The sequence below is a fragment of the Nocardioides pakistanensis genome (genome assembly GCF_054781215.1).
Genome location: NZ_BAAGUV010000035.1, coordinates 1 through 16342 on the forward strand (window position 1 = coordinate 1; position 16342 = coordinate 16342).

At 69.7% G+C, this 16342-nt stretch carries 14 protein-coding genes; 13 read left to right on the forward strand and 1 reads right to left on the reverse strand.

The annotated features are described in order from the left end of the window. The 3 genes from ACYVIH_RS15105 to ACYVIH_RS15115 all read left to right on the forward strand — a co-directional run. On the forward strand, positions 1 to 595 hold a 595-nt coding region (locus ACYVIH_RS15105), incomplete at its 5' end, for a transposase (protein WP_460870292.1). A gap of 14 nt (positions 596 to 609) precedes the next feature. Further along, complete coding sequence (locus tag ACYVIH_RS15110; protein WP_460870293.1) at positions 610 to 1437, forward strand: GIY-YIG nuclease family protein; 828 nt, start codon at positions 610 to 612, stop codon at positions 1435 to 1437. A 174-nt stretch (positions 1438 to 1611) separates the two neighbouring features. Further along, a complete protein-coding gene (locus ACYVIH_RS15115) occupies positions 1612 to 1950 on the forward strand; it encodes a hypothetical protein (RefSeq protein ID WP_460870294.1) in 339 nt (112 codons plus the stop codon). A gap of 64 nt (positions 1951 to 2014) precedes the next feature. On the opposite strand, the gene ACYVIH_RS15120 is transcribed toward ACYVIH_RS15115, so the two are convergent. After that, on the reverse strand, positions 2015 to 5131 hold the full coding sequence (locus ACYVIH_RS15120; protein WP_460870295.1) for a DUF3427 domain-containing protein: 3117 nt from the start codon (positions 5129 to 5131) through the stop codon (positions 2015 to 2017). A 94-nt stretch (positions 5132 to 5225) separates the two neighbouring features. Here ACYVIH_RS15120 and ACYVIH_RS15125 point away from each other — a divergent pair, with 94 nt between their 5' ends. The 10 genes from ACYVIH_RS15125 to ACYVIH_RS15170 all read left to right on the forward strand — a co-directional run bounded on the left by ACYVIH_RS15125 (position 5226) and on the right by ACYVIH_RS15170 (position 15735). Further along, positions 5226 to 5399, forward strand: a complete 174-nt coding sequence (locus ACYVIH_RS15125; protein ID WP_460870296.1) for a hypothetical protein — start codon at positions 5226 to 5228, stop codon at positions 5397 to 5399. A 90-nt stretch (positions 5400 to 5489) separates the two neighbouring features. Then, on the forward strand, positions 5490 to 5849 hold the full coding sequence (locus tag ACYVIH_RS15130) for a TraR/DksA family transcriptional regulator (RefSeq protein ID WP_460870297.1): 360 nt from the start codon (positions 5490 to 5492) through the stop codon (positions 5847 to 5849). 2 nt (positions 5850 to 5851) lie between these two features. Beyond that, on the forward strand, positions 5852 to 7102 hold the full coding sequence (locus ACYVIH_RS15135) for an NAD(P)/FAD-dependent oxidoreductase (protein ID WP_460870298.1): 1251 nt from the start codon (positions 5852 to 5854) through the stop codon (positions 7100 to 7102). An 80-nt stretch (positions 7103 to 7182) separates the two neighbouring features. Beyond that, a complete protein-coding gene (locus ACYVIH_RS15140) occupies positions 7183 to 8382 on the forward strand; it encodes an ROK family transcriptional regulator (protein ID WP_460870299.1) in 1200 nt (399 codons plus the stop codon). A gap of 241 nt (positions 8383 to 8623) precedes the next feature. Further along, on the forward strand, positions 8624 to 9706 hold the full coding sequence (locus ACYVIH_RS15145; protein WP_460870300.1) for an ROK family protein: 1083 nt from the start codon (positions 8624 to 8626) through the stop codon (positions 9704 to 9706). Then, complete coding sequence (locus ACYVIH_RS15150) at positions 9703 to 11223, forward strand: sugar ABC transporter ATP-binding protein (protein WP_460870301.1); 1521 nt, start codon at positions 9703 to 9705, stop codon at positions 11221 to 11223. Before ACYVIH_RS15145 ends, ACYVIH_RS15150 begins: the two co-directional genes overlap by 4 nt. An 11-nt stretch (positions 11224 to 11234) precedes the next feature. Then, on the forward strand, positions 11235 to 12284 hold the full coding sequence (locus tag ACYVIH_RS15155) for an ABC transporter permease (protein ID WP_460870302.1): 1050 nt from the start codon (positions 11235 to 11237) through the stop codon (positions 12282 to 12284). 77 nt (positions 12285 to 12361) lie between these two features. Continuing rightward, complete coding sequence (locus ACYVIH_RS15160) at positions 12362 to 13426, forward strand: substrate-binding domain-containing protein (RefSeq protein ID WP_460870303.1); 1065 nt, start codon at positions 12362 to 12364, stop codon at positions 13424 to 13426. Between the two features lie 65 nt (positions 13427 to 13491). Then, positions 13492 to 14670: a Gfo/Idh/MocA family protein gene (locus ACYVIH_RS15165; RefSeq protein ID WP_460870304.1), complete on the forward strand. Its 1179-nt coding sequence runs from the start codon at positions 13492 to 13494 to the stop codon at positions 14668 to 14670. Positions 14671 to 14727: 57 nt separating this feature from the next. Next, positions 14728 to 15735, forward strand: a complete 1008-nt coding sequence (locus ACYVIH_RS15170; RefSeq protein WP_460870305.1) for a sugar phosphate isomerase/epimerase family protein — start codon at positions 14728 to 14730, stop codon at positions 15733 to 15735. Positions 15736 to 16342: the final 607 nt, after the last annotated feature.

The window sequence follows — 16342 nt, forward strand, 5'->3', positions numbered from 1 at the left end:
ACCGAAGCTGATGGCCCAGACCCGCGCATCGGCACGCACCCGGGGCAAGTCCGACCCGATCGACGCGCTCGCGGAGTGGCTGGCCACCGAGCACGGGCTGGTCGCCGAGATCGCCCGCGACATCCTGGCCGACATCACCCGCTCCACCGTGGCGATCAACGCGCTGGAGCGGCGGATCACCGCCCGGGTCAAGGAGGTGGCGCCGGTGCTGCTGGCCATGCCCGGCTGCGGCGCGTTGACCGCGGCCAAGCTGGTCGGTGAGGCCGCCGGGATCACCCGGTTCCGTTCCGAGGCCGCGTTCGCCCGGCACGCCGGCGTCGCGCCGATCCCGGTCTGGTCGGGCAACACAGCCGGCCGGGTCCGCCACACCAGATCCGGCAACCGGCAGCTCAACGCCGCTCTGCATCGGATCGCGGTCACCCAGATCCGCCTTGAGGGCCTCGGTCGCGAGTGCTACCGCAAACGCATCGCCGCCGGCGATTCCACCCCCGAGGCCCTCCGAGCCCTGAAACGCCGCCTGTCCCGCATCGTCTTCCACCATCTCCACACCGACCACCAAGCCCGCGCCGCGACTTGCCTCACGGCAGCGGCTTGACATAGGAGAAACCCATGGAGGCCATCCCGCTGACCGCTCTGCTCCCTGAGGGGTTCGACCCCAAGCACTACAAGGTCCACTTCGCCGTCTGGAATCAGATCAAGCATCCGATTGACGTGCTCGCGAGCAACCAGGCGGAGTGGCAGGGCTGGAACTCGTGGCGCAGTGTGAAGGACGACTTCAATCGGGAGTTCATCTTCTCGGTCGCTCAGGACAAGCACGACGCGACGCTCTGGCTCTTCGGCGGGATCTGGGAGGTCCTGGAGCGCAGGCCCGCGCAGCAGGCGCACTCGTACACCGTGGCGCTGCGCGAGGATCTGATGGGCCCGTTCATCCGCCGCCTGTGGATCCGTCACCAGAGGTCCGGTCGGAACATTCGCCGAACGATGGAGTCTGTGCTGCCCGCGATGACGGTCTCGTCGATCCTCGAGGAGCCGTTCGCCGGTGACCCGTTCCCCGGACACGATCGGATCAACCACAGCCTCGCCGACCTTCAGGCGGTGGTCAGTCAGGCTCGGGCCGACTGGCGGATCGCCTTGGAGAGCATGAAGGGCGTCTACGTCATCCACGACAAGGAGACCGGGCGCCGCTACGTCGGGTCGGCGTATGGCGACACCGGCATCTGGCAACGCTGGACGACGTACGCGGCCACACTGCACGGCGGCAACGTCGGGCTGCAGGCACTGCTCGAGGAGAAGGGGGAGGAGAACTACAGGAGCAACATGCGGTTCGCCCTGCTCGAGTACTGGTCAATGCGTACCGACGACGGTCACGTCTTGGAGCGCGAGTCCTACTGGAAGGACGTGCTCCATGCCCGCTCCCTGGGCCACAACAAGAACTGACCTACTCTCCATCACTTGTCGAAGCCGCCCGGGCTCGGTGTACCAGCCTGCCGCGCGAACCGCGTCGCTCCCGGGGGGGCGCGATGTACGCATGCCGATCCGATGCGCGTCTCGCCGCCGAAGTGCAGGTCGCGCCTACTCCTGAGGGAGGGCACGCGTGCGACACTGCCGAACGTGGACATGAAGACGTTCGACCACCTTGCGACTTCGTTCGAGGGTGTGCGACGCACGTCTGCGGGCGGCCTTGCTCGCTGGCAGTATCAGGGCCGCCTGGTTGCCCGTGAGCTGGATGCGACGCACGTGGTGGTGCGCGTGCCTTTTGATGTTCGCGACGCACTCCTCCAACAGCATCCCGACGTTTTCTCGGTGCCCTCGCGTTTCAAGAAGCACATGATGATCTGCGCCGATCTGGACGCCGGGGATGATGGCGCTGTCGAGGACGCCGTGGAATCGGCATGGCGGCATCAAGCTCGGGTGAGTGCCGACCCCGAAGCCGAGCTCGATCACAGGTGACTTTTCCGCGCGTGAGGCGCGGATCGCCGGTGGTCGACGCACAGTCCTCGGTGCGGGAGTCGGATCAGCTCGCGACCACCGACGCGGCGAGATACACGTCCGATGGCATGGGATGAGCGAGCTTCCAGGTGATCGCGATGGGGCGATCGCCCGTGTGCGACACGTACGACGCCGGTCCGAGGAAGGTGTACGGCGCCGTGCCGAGCTCGTCGACGCGCTGCTGCCGAGTGAACAGCAGGACATGGCTGCCACGGGAGGCGTGGTTGAGGTAGCGCTGCCCCGTCGCTGACGCCACCGACGTGGTCGACTGCGACTCCCAGTGGAAGAGGTCGGGGCTGATCGCGTAGTCGCGGTACATCGTCGTGGGGGAGTAGTCGGCCTCAGACTTCTTCAGCGTCACGAAGAACGCATCGGTCTGCCATGGTTCCGAGAAGACGACCCCGGCCTGGAAGCTCTTGGGCACCCGCTTCAGGTGGGCATAGTCGAGCGCGGCCAGGATCTCCTCACGCTGATAGCGTGCGTGGATGCCGAGGGGCATCCCGCCCAACGCCCCGGTGAGCGACCTTGCAGTGTGTCGCGTCCGCTCGAAGCCCAGCTCGACGATGGTCAGCAGCTCATCGCGTGCCGCGGGCTCCTCGCGCAGGGCGGCGATGCCGGCGTCGTACGACTCGAAGTCACCGCCGTCGGGCCAGAGCGAGAAGAACAGCATGCGCGCGAAGTACTGCTCCTGCCTGCTCAGCTCGGCGTAGGCAGGAGCGTCGTCTGCCAGGAGCCGGGAGTACGCCGCAGCGCGGTCGGCATCGTCCACATGTGCCAGCGCGCGCACGCGTTTGAGCAGCTGGACCTCGTGCGGACCGCCGCCCCGTGTGGACAGGCCGGCATCCCGGCGCAGGCGAGTCCAGCTGCGGTCACCGCGGAGTACGTCGGACAGCTCGACGCCGCTCTCGTCGAGGAAGGACGCGAGATCATGGTCGCCGTACGAGCGGAGCTCCGCGACGATCTGCGACCACCGGCTGGTGACCTGCGAGCGGATGTTGGCCAAGACCGTGGCTTGCGTCTGCTCATCGAGCACGATCTGCGAACCCGAGGGCAGGAACGGGAAGCCACGCTCGACCTGGCGCTCCAGCTCCTTGCGGGTCGCCCCGGTCAGCGCCCGGTAGCGGGTGTCGAACCGGAACTCCTTGCGGTGGTGGCCGACGAAGTCCAGGGCTGTGAGCACCGCCTTGTCCTGCGAGCGCCGGAGCCCACGCCCCAACTGCTGCAGGAAAATGGTCGCGCTCTCGGTTGGGCGCAGGAACAGCACCGTGTCGACGTCCGGCAGGTCCAGGCCCTCGTTGAACAGGTCCGCTGCGAACAGGATGTTCACTCGCCGCTCGCGCAGGTCGGCCAGGGCCTGACGTCGTGCCTCGGAAGGAGTGTCGCCGCTCACGGCCCGTGCGGCGATGCCGGCTTCGGTGAAGACCTGAGCCATGTACTCGGCGTGGGCGACTCCGACACAGAAGCCGAGCCCGCGCATGCCGGAGAGGTCGACGACCTTGTCGCGCAGTTCCTTGAGGATGATCGCGGCACGGGCACGGTTGCCGGTGTAGACGTTCGACAGCTCGCTCTCGTCGTAGCGGCCGCGCTTCCATTCGACCTGACTCAGGTCGGTGCCGTCGGCGATGCCGAAGTAGTGGAACGGCGAGAGCAGGTCGGCGCCGAGGGCGTCCCAGAGCCGAAGCTCAGCAGCCGTCCTCCCGCCGAAGAACTGCCGGACGTCCACGCCGTCGGTGCGTTCAGGCGTGGCGGTCAGACCGAGCAGTTCCCGCGGTTGCAGATGATCGAGGAGGCGGCGGTACGTCGATGCCTCGGCGTGGTGGAACTCGTCGATGACGACGATGTCGTAGGAGTCAGGCGGGATGTTCGTGACGCCGTAGGAGGTGAGCGACTGGACACTGGCGAACACGTGCTTCCAGCGCTCCGGCCGGGCACCACCGACGTAGAGCTCGCCGAAGCTGCCGTCGGCCAGAACCTCGCGATAGGTGCGCCGTGACTGCTCGAGGATCTCGCTGCGATGTGCGACGAACAGCAGTGATGGCCGGTCCAGACTCGAGCCGCACAGCTGGCGGTAGTCGAGGGCGGCGACCACCGTCTTGCCGGTGCCGGTCGCGGCGACCAGGAGGTTGCGGTGCCGGTCGTGCACCTCGCGCTCGGCAGTGAGGGCCTCGAGCATCTCCTCCTGGTAGCGGTAGGGACGGACTTCGAGCCCAGACAGTGTGATGGTCACGCGGTCGTGCGTCTTGTGGCCGGATGCTTCGGCGAGGGCGTCGTCGAGGCGGTCCCGGTCGCGTTCGGGGAGATAGCGCTCGAACGTCGCGTCGTTCCAGTACGTGTTGAAGGTGGCCTGGAACTTCTCGATCAGGCTGGGCGTCGCGACCTTGGACAGCCGGACGTTCCACTCGACACCGTCCAGGAGCGCTGCCCGTGACAGGTTGGAGGAGCCGACGTACGCCGTGTTGAAGCCGGTGTCGCGGTGAAACAGCCACGCCTTGGCGTGCAGCCGAGTCCGCAGCGCGTCGTACTGCACGACGACCTGGGCGCCGAACTCCTCGACCAGGCGGTCGAGGGCCTTGCGTTCGGTCGCTCCCATGTAGGTCGTGGTGATGACGCGCAGTGGCGCACCACGCTCGCGGAGGCGCCGCAGCTCTGGTTCGAGAACGCGAAGGCCATGCCACTTCACGAACGCCAGGAGCAGGTCCACCCGGTCGGCGCTTTCCAGCTCGGCGCGGAGCTCGGCCCCGAGCGAGGGCTCGTCGTGGGCGTTGGTGAGGAGTGCCGCCTCGGACAGGGGAGTGCTCGGGCGGATGAGACGACGGTTCTCCTGCCCTGGACCGGCCGGGCGGGAGAGTGCGAGCAGCTGGCGCGCGTCGTGCACAACGGGAGGGTCTGGCTGCGTGATGGCTGAAAGCAGGTCGTTGACCAGCTGGAGCCGTCTGCCCTCGTCCTTGGTGGCCTCCAGCACGCGGATCAGCTCGGCCGCGACGTGGCGGGACAGTACATGGGGTTGGTCGGCCGGATCGACATCACCGACCAAAGCTTGAAGGTGAGTCGCGCGTTCGAGACGGGCTTCGAGCTCGCGCGTGATCAGAGACTCGTAGATGCCTTCAAGCAAGAGCGCCCCCGTCAGCCGACTCAGCCACATGGCGAGCTTGCCATGCGACCCTCGTTGTGTGCGGGAGATACACACGATTCCGGGACAGGACAGCCCGGAGGCTTCCGGTGCTATGGTCCGGCTCATGGAGGGAACCGTGCTCATCGCGTCGCTGTCGACGAGCCGTTCCGTCATGCCCTCCCACGTGCCGTCGGGCGCCGTACTGCTCGCCATCGAGCTGGCGCGCGAGGCCCGCGGCATCCGCGGACTCGACGTACTGCGCCGCAGCGTCGACCGCGCTCCGCCGGTCACGTCCTGATCTCCAGCCAGTGACGACGGGACGCCCGATTGGGGCAGCCCGTGCCCGCCCTGTTCAGGGTGCTCGCTCAGCGCTTCCCAAGGACTGACCATGACCACTTTTGCCACACCCGACGAACGCGCCGACCGCGTCGTCGCGCCCGACCACCTGCCCGACAGCTCCCGACTCGAGATCTCCGACCCGGACGCCGTGTCCGGTTACCTCCGTCGCGTGGCGGAGGTACGACGCCAGCAGCTGGAAGCTCTGCCCGCCGCGTCCCTCGACCCGGTCGTCACTGCACACCGCGCCAGCGTCGAACGGATCCTCGAGGACGTGAACCTGGCCTTGCTCCGGCTCGACGAGGGGAGCTACGGCACCTGCGCCGACTGCGGCGCGGAGATCGTCACCGAACGCCTCCGGCTGCTTCCGTGGGCGACGACCTGCACCCGATGCGTCCAGAGAGGGAGATGACGATGCACCAGCGTGTGGCCGTCGTCGGGGCCGGCATGGTCGGCCTCACCACGGCATGGTTCCTTCAGGAGCGTGGCGTGCACGTCACCGTCTACGACCGCCGTCACCCAGGAGCCGGCTCCTCCTGGGGGAACGCCGGCTGGCTGACGCCCGCGCTCACTGCGCCGCTGCCGGAGCCGGCTGTGCTCAGGTACGGCGTGCGGGCGGTGCTCGACCCGGCCTCGCCGGTCTACGTCCCGATGCGACCCGACCCGGGGCTGCTCAGGTTCGTGACCGGGTTCGCCCGGCACAGCACGCACCGCCGCTGGGGTCTCGGGATGCGGGCCTACGCACCGCTGAACCGGATCGCGTTGGATGCCTTTGACCAGCTCGTCGACGGTGGTGTCGAGGCGCGCACCACCTCGGCAGACCCGTTCCTGGCGGCGTTCCGCAGCGACCAGGACCGGGCGGTGCTGCTCGACGAACTGCGCGGCATCGAGGCGGCCGGGCAGGAGGTGAAGTACTCGCTCATGACCGGCACGGAGGCACGGCAGATCGAGCCGACGCTGTCGGAGGCTGTCGCGTCGGTGATCCGGCTGGAGGGGCAGCGGTACCTGAACCCGCCTGCGTTCGTCGACGCGCTGGCGACGGCGGTGTACGACCGCGGCGGCGAGCTCATCGAGGGGACGACGATCCGGGGCGTCTCGCAGATCGCTGACCAGGTCCGGGTCGAGGACGCCGGCGGTGCGGCCCGCACCTTCGACGCCGTCGTGGTGGCGAACGGCGCGTGGCTGGGCCGGCTGGCCCGCCGGCTCGGGGTACGGCGGACGGTCCAGGCAGGTCGTGGCTACAGCTTCACCGTCGACGGGGAGCGCCTCCCGGCCGGGCCGGTGTACTTCCCGGTGCAACGGGTGGCGTGCACGCCGCTGGACACCGTCGACGGGCCTCGCCTGCGCGTCGCCGGGATGATGGAGTTCCGGGGTCCCGACGACCCGCTCGACCGGCGACGGATCACTGCCATCGTCAACGCCGTTCGTCCGCTGCTCGACGGTGTGGACCTCGACCGCCGCACCGATGAGTGGGTCGGGTCTCGGCCGGTCACCACCGACGGGCTGCCGCTGATCGGCGCGACCACGTCCTCACGGGTGTTCGTCGCCGGCGGGCACGGTATGTGGGGGATCGCCCTCGGCCCGGTGACCGGCAGGCTGCTGGCCGACCGGATCGTCAGCGGTGTCACGCCGGCGGAGCTGGTGCCGTTCGACCCGCTGCGCTGAGCGCGCAGCGGCGCAAGAACGCCGCACTTCTCGTCGCCATCCAAGAACGCTTGCGGCACCTCCGTGGGAGGATGCGAGCCATGGCACAGTCGCTGGCGGGTCGGGCCGAGAACCGGATGCAGGCAAGGATCCTGGCCCACCTGCGTGACGAGGGCTCGCTCTCGCGAGCTCAGCTCGCTGACAGGCTCGCGGTCTCACGTACGACGATCGCCGCCGAGGTCTCCCGCCTGACCGAGCTAGGGCTGGCGGCGGAGATCGGGCAGGCCGCCTCCCGTGGTGGCCGGCGCTCCACCCTCGTCGACCTGTCGCCGACGATCCGCTTCGTCGGCATCTCGATCGGAGCGACGTCGGTGTCGGTAGCGATCACCGACGGCCGGCTCGGCGTACTCACCATGCACACCGAGGACTGCGATGTGCGCACCGGACCGGAGAAGGTGCTCGCGACGGCGTTGGAGCTCGCGCGCAAGCTGCTCGCCGAGCAGGGCGTCACCAAGCCGTCCGGTTGCGGAATCGGTGTGCCGGGGCCGGTCGACTTCCACCGTGGCATCCCCGTGTCTCCGCCGATCATGCCGGGGTGGGACGGGTACCCGGTCCGTGATGCGGTCTCCCGCGAGCTCGGTTGCCCGGCGGTGCTGGACAACGACGTGAACGTGATGGCGCTGGGGGAGCAGCACTCCGGTGTCGCCAAGTCCGCCGAGGACTTCCTCTTCGTCAAGATCGGCACCGGCATCGGTTGCGGGATCGTGGTCGACGGGTCGCTCTACCGCGGGGTCGACGGCTGCGCCGGCGACATCGGGCACATCCGCGTCGAGGACTTCGGGCCGGTGTGCGCGTGCGGCAACACCGGGTGCCTCGAGGCGTTCTTCGGCGGTGCTGCGCTGGCGCGCGACGCGACGGCCGCTGCTCGGGCGGGACGGTCCGCGGTGCTGGCGGAGTACCTCGAGGCGGGCGAGGGAACCGTCACCGCCGCCGGCGTCGCCCAGGCGGTCACCCGCGGGGACGCGGTTGCCCTCCAGCTGGTCCGCGACGGCGGCCGGCGGGTCGGCGAGGTGCTCGCCAGCCTGGTGTCGTTCTTCAACCCCGGCCTGATCGTGATCGGCGGTGGCGTCACCGCGCTGGGCCACGTGCTCCTGGCCGAGATCCGCGGCGTCATCTACCGCCGCTCGCTGCCGTTGGCCACCGGCAACCTGCCGATCGTGCTCAGCGAGCTGGGCGAGGAGGCCGGGCTGATCGGTGCCGCGCGGCTGGTCAGCGACGCGGTGTACGACGCTCCGCGCTGATCGGGTCTCGGCGGATCAACGGGTCTCGACAGGCTCGACCAGCGGAGCCCTCGACCTCCGAGGCCTCGACGAGCTCGACCAGCGCATTGGTCTCGACGAGCACGACCGACGTGCCACGACTTTGTAAATCTTCTGGACAAAGTGTTGACGCCAACTTTGCGTCAAACCTAGTTTGGTGGCAGTCAGCAGGGCGCCGCCCGGGGAGCTGGGCGGCGCACCCCAGGAGAGGGGGCGGGTCGCCATGGCCGAAGCGTCAGCCGCCGGTGCGAGCGCCCTCCGCGCTGTCCTGGGGCCTGCCGCGTCGTGCGGCATCGGCGCGACCATCGACGTCGACCGGCTCAGCGTCGTAGCGCTGGCTCCGGACGGCAGCCGCGTCGAGGACCGCACGGTGTGGACGGACGTACGCGCGCTCTCCGCGCACGAGGTCGTCGACCGGACCGCCGCGCTCGTCACCGAGGGGCGTGGAGCGCTCGGCACCCACCAGTCAAGGCTTTGCGTGGGCGTCGCCGGGCTGGTCCGGCTCGCCGACGGCACCGTGGTGACCGCGCCGAACCTCGGCTGGCGGGAGGTCCCGCTCGCGGCGATGCTCGCCGAGCGCCTTGGAGGATCGGCCGGCCCGATCTGTGTCGAGAACGAAGGCAACCTCGCCGCTGTCGCGGAGGCGGCTGTCCGCGGCCCTGCGTGTGAGGACCTGGTCGTGCTCAGTGGTGGCGTGGGGCTCGGCGGCGGGGTGTACTCCGGCGGCCGGACGCTGCACGGCAAGGAAGGCTTCGCCGGCGAGCTCGGGCACCTGAAGGTCGACCCGCAGGGCAACCGATGCGGGTGCGGGCGCACCGGGTGCTGGGAGACCAAGGTCGGGCTGCGCGCCCTGCTGACCGCGGCGGCAGACCCCGACGACCCGGTCCACGACCCTGCGGCCGCGCTGACGGTCCGGCTGGCCGAGGTCGACCGGCGCGCCGAGCTCGGCGACGTGCGTACCCTCTCGGCGCTGCACCAGGTCGGCGGCTGGCTCGGCGTCGGCGCAGCCGCGCTCGTCAACGTGGTCAACCCCGGCGTGATCGTGCTCAGCGGCTACTTCGTCCCGCTGGGGCGCTGGCTTCTGGAGCCGATGCGCGACGAGCTCACCGCCGGTGCCATCGCTCCGCAGGCCGGCGGTTGTCGCGTCGAGCTGTCGACGCTCGGTATCGACGCGGTCGCACGCGGAGGAGCGCTCACGGCGTTGCGCAGCGGGACCGCTCGCGACGACAGCGGCGTCCGGCCGCAGGCCGCAGACCCACGGCAAGGCAGCCTCATCGCCACCCCGTCGATCGGAGGGACCTCGTGACGCTCGACCCGTCGGCCGCCCCGCTGCTGCAGATGCGCAACATCGTCAAGACGTTCCCGGGGGTCCGGGCGCTGGAGGGAGTCGACCTCGACGTGCGCCGCGGTGAGGTGCACTGCCTGGTCGGACAGAACGGCGCCGGCAAGTCGACGCTGATCAAGACCCTGTCCGGGGCGCAGCAGCCCGACTCCGGGGAGATCGTCTGGGAGGGGCAACAGGTCTCGCTGCCCACTCCGATGAGCGCGATGAAGCTGGGGATCGCCACGATCTACCAGGAGCTCGACCTCGTCGACGGGCTGACCGTGGCGGAGAACCTCTACCTCGGGCACGAGCTCTCTCGCGGCGGGATGCTGCAGGCCAAGGAGGCCCGGCGACGCGCCCAGGAGCTGCTGGGCCGCCTCGGCCACCCCGAGATCAAGGCCGGCTGGGAGGTCGGGCGGCTCTCGCCGGCCGGCAAGCAGATCGTGAGCATGGCGCGGGCCCTGTCCCGCGACGCCCGGCTGATCATCATGGACGAGCCGTCCGCGGTGCTCGACTCCGGCGAGGTCGACAACCTGTTCCGGCTGATCGGCGACCTCAGCCGCGACGGCGTCGCGGTCATCTACATCTCCCACCGGCTCGAGGAGATCCGGCAGATCGGCGACCGGGTCACCGTCCTCAAGGACGGCCGCACCGTCGCCACCGGCCTGTCGACGCGCGAGTCGCCGACCCAGGAGCTGATCCGGCTGATGACCGGCCGGTCGATCGAGTACGTCTTCCCCGAGCGCCGCACCGGCCCCTCCGACACCGACGTCGTGCTCGAGGTCGAGGACCTCGGCCTCGCCGGCGTGTTCTCCGACGTCAGCTTCAGCGTCCGCTCCGGGGAGATCCTCGGCCTCGCCGGGCTGGTCGGTGCCGGCCGCTCGGAGATCCTCGAGACGGTGTACGGCGCCCGCAAGGCCGGCTCGGGCACGGTGCGGGTCGACGGCAAGCGGCTCCGGCCGGGATCGGTGCACCAGGCCGTCGCCGCCGGGGTCGGCCTCGCGCCGGAGGAGCGCAAGAGCCAGGGCCTGCTGCTCGACGAGGCGGTGTACCGCAACGTCACGGTCTCCTCGCTCGGCCGGTTCGCCCGCGGTGGGTTCCTCAACCGCGGCGAGGAACGGTCGGCCGCGAGGGAGATCACCGAGGCGCTCGACGTACGTCCCGCCGACGTAGACCGCGCCGCACGCACCCTCTCGGGCGGCAACCAGCAGAAGGTCGTGCTCGCCCGCTGGCTCATGCGCGACTGCCGCGTGCTGCTGCTCGACGAGCCGACCCGCGGCGTCGACGTCGGGGCCCGCAGCGAGATCTACGGGCTGGTGCGCTCGCTGGCCGACCGAGGGGTCGCCGTGGTCGTGGTCTCCAGCGAGGTCGAGGAGGTGCTCGGCCTGGCCGACCAGGTCCTCGTCGTCCGTGAGGGCGCGATCGTGCACCGCGGAAGCAGCGAGGACATCGACGAGCACCAGGTGCTCGACCTGGTCATGTCAGGGAGTCCGGTGTGAAGGAGGACAGCGTGGACTCGACCCAGTCACAGGCCACCGTGTACGACGGTGACAGCGCGCTCGCGCCGCCGGCGCGACAGACCAGGGGCTCGACGCTGCGGGCGATCACCAGCTCGAGCATCGGCCGCAACCTCGGGCTCGTCCTCGCTCTGCTGATCCTGAGCGCGGTCGGGTTCGTCACCGCCGGAGAGCGTTTCGGCAGCGTCGACAACCTGATGACGATCCTGCGGCTGGCGTCGGTGATCGGCGTGGTCAGCGTCGGGATGACGTTCGTGATCACCGGCGGTGGCATCGACCTGTCCGTCGGCGCGATCGTCGCCCTGTCGTCGGTGTGGGCGACCACGCTCGCCACCCAGACGATGGCCGCGGACCTCCACTGGATCGTGATGGTGTTCACCGCCCTGGCGGTCGGCACCGCCTGCGGGCTGGTGAACGGGATCCTGGTGGCGTACGGCCGGGTGGTCCCGTTCATCGCGACGCTGGCGATGCTGGCCGCGGCACGGGGCCTGGCCGAGATCATCGCCAACCGGCGCACCCAGATCATCACCGTGCGCGAGTTCGTGGACTTCTTCGGCGGCACGGTCCTCGGCGTGCCGATGCTGGTGATCATCTTCGCGCTCGTCGCGATCGCCGGCTGGGTGCTGCTCAACCGGACCACCTTCGGTCGTCGTACCTTCGCCGTCGGCGGCAACCCCGAGGCCGCGCGCCTGGCCGGCGTGAAGGTGCAGCGGCACACCGCGATGCTCTACGCGCTGGTCGGCTTCGCGTGCGGCATCGCCGCACTCATGCTGATGGCGCGTACGACGACCGGCTCCTCGACGCACGGGACGCTCTACGAGCTCGACGCGATCGCCGCGGTCGTCATCGGCGGCACCCTGCTCTCCGGTGGCCGCGGCACGATCGGCGGCACCGTCCTGGGCGTGCTGATCTTCACCACGCTGTCGAACGTCTTCACCCTAAACAACCTGTCGATCTCGGCGCAGTCGGTGGCCAAGGGCCTGATCATCGTCGTCGCCGTGCTGCTCCAGCAGCGCTTCGCCGATCGCAGCACCAAGACCTGAGGCGCCCCGCGCCTCCCCATCAGCTTCTCGGGACGCGGTCCCGCACCAGGCAACAACACACCCAGCAAGGAGTCACGATGAACCACCGCTCTGCTTCGCTCAAGCGCCGGCTGCTCGTCAGCGTCGCGGCGTTCGCCACGCTCGGCGCCATCACCGCGGGCTGCACCAGCAACACCGCCGAGGGTTCCGGCGACAACGAAACCAACACCAACCAGAACGCCGCCGCCGGCTCCAACGACGAGACCGGCGAGACCGTCACCATCGGCTTCTCCGCACCGGCCGCCGACCACGGCTGGATGGCCGCGATCACCCAGCGTGCCCAGGAGGAGGCCGAGAAGTACGACGACATCGAGCTCGTCGTGGCCGAGGGCACCAACGACGTCAACCTGCAGATCAGCCAGGTCGAGACCTTCATCAACGACAAGGTCGACGCGATCGTGCTGCTGCCCTTCGACGGCGCAGCGCTGACCCCGGTGGCGATCAAGGCCATGGAGGCCGGGATCCCGGTGATCAACGTCGACCGCGAGTTCGACAGCCCCTTCGCCGCCCGCGCCACCGTCCTCGGTGACAACTACGGCATGGGCGTCTCGGCCGGCACCTACATCTGCGAGCGGCTCGGCGGGAAGAAGGACGCCGTCGTCGCCGAGATCGCCGGCATCGACTCGCTGCCGCTGACGCAGGACCGCAGCCAGGGCTTCAAGGACGCTCTCGCCGACTGCGGGCTGAACGTCGACAACCGCGTCGCAGCCGAGTTCACCGTCGAGTCCGGCGAGCGCGCCGCGGCGAACCTGCTCCAGGCCGCCCCGAAGATCGACGCGATCTGGAACCACGACGACGACCAGGGCGTCGGCGTGATGGCCGCGATCGACAACTCCGGCCGCGACGAGTTCTTCGTCGTCGGTGGCGCCGGTTCGGCCAACGTGATGCAGGAGATCAAGTCCGGTGACTCGCTGGTCGAGGCCACGGTCATCTACCCGTCCACCCAGGGCGCCGACGGCATCCGCCTGGCCCGCCTCGTGGCGCAGGGCAAGGCCCTCGGTGACCTCGTCGAGGTCGAGGTGCCGCGCGAGATCATGCTCTACGCCCCGGTCGTCACCAAGGACAACGTCGACGACTTCCTGCCCATGGCATTCCAGTCCTGACCGCCGTACGCCGCAGCGGCTGACCGCCGTACCGACCCACGGACCACCCATGGACAGGACGTGACATGAACGACCAGACACCGAACCAGCTCGGCGTGGGGATGGTGGGCTACGCCTTCATGGGCGCCGCCCACTCCCAGGCCTGGCGCAACGTGCACCGGTTCTTCGACCTGCCGCTCACACCGCGGATGAGCGTGCTGTGCGGACGGGACCAGGGGCGGGTGACCGCCGCGGCCGGCAAGCTCGGCTGGGAGAGCACGGAGACCGACTGGCGGGCCCTGATGACCCGCGACGACGTCGACCTCGTCGACGTCTGCACCCCCGGTGACACGCACGCGGAGATCGCGATCGCCGCGCTGGAGGCCGGCAAGCACGTGCTGTGCGAGAAGCCGCTGGCCAACACCGTAGAGGAGGCCGAGGCGATGGCCGCGGCGGCCGACCGAGCCGCCGCGAACGGGGTCCGCTCGATGGTCGGGTTCACCTACCGTCGGGTGCCCGCCATCGCGCTGGCCCGGCAGCTCGTGCAGGAGGGTCGGCTCGGGACGATCCGGCACGTGCGGGCGCAGTACCTCCAGGACTGGATCGCCGATCCCGACGTACCTCTGTCCTGGCGGCTGCAGAAGGAACGCGCCGGGTCGGGTGCGCTCGGCGACATCGGGGCGCACATCATCGACCTGACCCAGTTCATCACCGGGGACAAGATCAGCTCGGTGAGCGGGATGATGCAGACCTTCGTCACCGAGCGGCCCGCGCCCGCGGAGTTCAGCGGGCTCTCCGGCGTCGCCGGCAGCGGTCGCGGGGAGGTGACCGTGGACGACGCGGTCGCCTTCCTGGCCCGGTTCGGCGGCGGGGCGTTCGCCACCTTCGAGGCCACCCGGATGGCGACGGGACGCAAGAACGCGATCCGGATCGAGGTCAACGGTGAGAAGGGCAGCCTGGCCTTCGACTTCGAGGACATGAACCTGCTGCACTTCTACGACGCCACCGAGCCCGCCGCCACCGCGGGGTTCCGGCGGATCGTGGTCACCGAGCCGGAGCACCCCTATGTGGCTGCCTGGTGGCCTGCCGGTCACCTGCTCGGCTACGAGCACGGGTTCGTGCACCAGGCCGCCGACCTGCTGACCGCGATCGCGGAGAGGAGGGACCCGCTGCCGTCGTTCGCCGACGGGCTGCAGATCCAGCGCGTGCTGCGCGCAGTGGAGGACAGCTCGGAGAAGCAGGCCTGGCAGGACGTCCCTGTCTGACCGCTGCGAGGCCCCTGGGCCTCGACCCAGTGACGTGAGCAACCGAAGGAAGACACCATGGCACGACCGATCACCCTGTTCACCGGCCAGTGGGCCGACCTGCCGTTCGAGGAGGTGGCCCGGCTCGCCTCCGAGTGGGGGTACGACGGGCTCGAGATCGCCTGCTGGGGCGACCACCTCGACGTCTGGCGCGCCGCGGAGGACGACTCCTACGTCCGGGACCGCCTCGACATCCTCGAGAAGTACAACCTGCAGCTGTTCACGATCTCCAACCACCTCAAGGGCCAGGCCGTCTGCGACGACCCGATCGACGCCCGGCACCAGGCGATCCTGCCGGCGAAGATCTGGGGCGACGGCGACCCCGAGGGTGTGCGGCAGCGTGCGGCCGAGGAGATGAAGATGACCGCCCGCGCCGCCCAACGGCTCGGGGTCAAGACGGTCGTCGGCTTCACCGGCTCGTCGGTGTGGAAGTACGTCGCGATGTTCCCGCCGGTCACCGAGGAGATGGTCGAGGCCGGCTACCGGGACTTCGCCGACCGGTGGAACCCGATCCTCGACGTCTTCGACGAGTGCGGAGTCCGGTTCGCCCACGAGGTGCACCCCTCGGAGATCGCCTACGACTACTGGACGACCGTGCGCGCGCTCGAGGCGATCGGGCACCGCGAGGCGTTCGGGCTCAACTGGGACCCCAGCCACTTCGTGTGGCAGGACCTCGACCCGGTCGGCTTCCTGTGGGACTTCAAGGACCGGATCTACCACGTCGACTGCAAGGACGCGAAGAAGCAGGTCGGCAACGGCCGCAACGGCCGGCTCGCCTCGCACCTGCCGTGGGCCGACCCGCGTCGCGGCTGGGACTTCGTGTCCACCGGCCACGGCGACGTGCCGTGGGAGGCGTGCTTCCGGATGCTGAACACGATCGGCTACGACGGGCCGATCTCCGTGGAGTGGGAGGACGCCGGGATGGACCGGCTCGTCGGTGCACCCGAGGCGCTGGAGTTCGTCCGTCGGCTGGCGTTCGATGCGCCCGAGGCGGCGTTCGACGCGGCGTTCAGCAGCACCGAGTAGATCACCGGGGGAGCACCGGCCCGTCCCGACCACGCAGGGCGGGCCGGTGTGCTGCTCGGCGGCGGGTTGCGCAGAGGGTGCCGACGGGCGCGTTCATTCGGGGTTGGACGCCGGCGGATGCACCCCGGTGTCGGTTCGTCGTTGCCGGCGAGTCAGTTGTCGGAATGCACGTGAGCGTCGGCGTGATCGCCAGCCATGCGCGGCTGGCGACGGCTGGCCTTTCGCGCCAGCGACAGCGCCATCGCCGCACGCAGCACCAGGAGCGCCATCAGAGGGACCATCAGCCACAGGTGGAACCAGACGGAACCCGCGAGGCACACGACGCCAGTGCTCCGACACACCGACGCGGAGCGCAACGGACCCCGGTCCGGCACCGGCGGCACGGGGGTTGGACAGAAGCCCCGCTCACATCCGTTGCGCGAACCAGGCGCCACGACGTCACCTGCTTGCGGAACTTCTCGGCTGCTGGCCGCCGGGTTGGCACGCCAGGTTTCGTCCACAGCTGGGCAGTGGTCGCGATCGTCCCCAACTTTCGAACAGATGTCCTGCATCTCTGCTTGAGTGCAGTTGGCGCTCAGCCGCCGATCAGTTCCTTGAGCGGGTGAGG